The 326-nt window shown below is 63.5% G+C and carries 1 protein-coding gene; it reads right to left on the reverse strand.

The genetic code is table 11. The features are described from left to right. Positions 1 to 326, reverse strand: a 326-nt coding sequence (locus tag AC0L30_RS43175; protein WP_473406811.1) for a transposase, incomplete at both ends; no start/stop codon positions are given.

Consider the following 326-nt stretch of genomic DNA (forward strand, 5'->3'; position numbering starts at 1 on the left):
ATGGTGCCCATCATGTTCTCGGCGATGTTGGTACAGGCGAGCGATCGACGAAGCTCCTTCGGCAGCTTCAACCGGACCACAGTCAGGATTTCGTCGAGGCCTTCGAGGATGCTGGCCGCGACGCCGGGCCATTGCTGGTCGAGGCGACGCGCGAGATTGCGGATCAATTTTTCAGCCTTGTCGGCGTCATCGAGCTCCCACGCCTGGCGCAGCACCCGACGGGTGGGCGCATGATGCTCTTTCGGCAGGCGTTCCATGATGTTGCGCGCCTTGTGGATCTGGCAGCGCTGGATCGCAGCGGCCGAACCGAAGGTGCGGCGGATCGC

The sequence above is a fragment of the Bradyrhizobium sp. MI1.11 genome, assembly GCF_055811255.1.